Annotated in this window: 1 protein-coding gene; it reads left to right on the plus strand. The window is 60.6% G+C overall.

What is annotated here, in order from left to right; translation table 11 throughout:
* Positions 1–574 (plus strand): transposase (locus tag ACQGNJ_RS00010; RefSeq protein WP_426687200.1); only part of this gene is annotated, 574 nt, incomplete at its 5' end.
* Positions 575–650 lie beyond the last annotated feature (76 nt).

A 650-nucleotide genomic window follows, 5' to 3' on the forward strand; every position in this document is an offset into this window, starting at 1 on the left:
CTTGGCGGCTGACCGTATCGACGGCTATATCGCGGACGGCAACATGCGCAAGCGCGACCCGCGCTACGTCGACGCCGCTGTGCACAAGCCGGCGAGCCAGGCGAAGACCTTCCAGCCCAAAGACTTCATCTTTGACCGTGAACACGGCAGCTGTGTTTGCCCGGCTGGAAAGGCGCTCAAACTAAACAGCGCCAATGCCGTCATCAATGGACGCAAGGCCACCGTATTCAAAGGCACGTCCGTCACCTGCGAAGCATGTCCACTGCGCAGCCAGTGCCTGCGCAAACCTGATGTCACTGCCGTACGCCAGGTCGCCTTCTTCGAAGGCTCGGTAGCAAGCAAACTACCCAACCCGCATTGCCGCGCCATGCGCGAGAAAATCGACAGTCCCGAAGGTCGAGCGATCTACGCCCATCGCATGGGATTGATCGAGCCAGTGTTCGGTCACATCCAGCAACGCGGCTTGCGCCGCTTCACGCTGCGTGGCCAGCGCAAGGTCGACACGCAGTGGAAGCTGTATTGCATCGTCCACAACGTGGCGAAACTACAGCTCTACGGCAAGCTGGCCGCGTAAGCCGAAGAACGCCCGTGAAACCCGTGCCATGCGGCCGTCTGGGCGGCCAAAAATCGCCTATCAGCGACAAACAGGA

It is taken from the genome of Rhodanobacter ginsengiterrae, assembly GCF_050026815.1.
Lineage (GTDB): Bacteria > Pseudomonadota > Gammaproteobacteria > Xanthomonadales > Rhodanobacteraceae > Rhodanobacter > Rhodanobacter ginsengiterrae.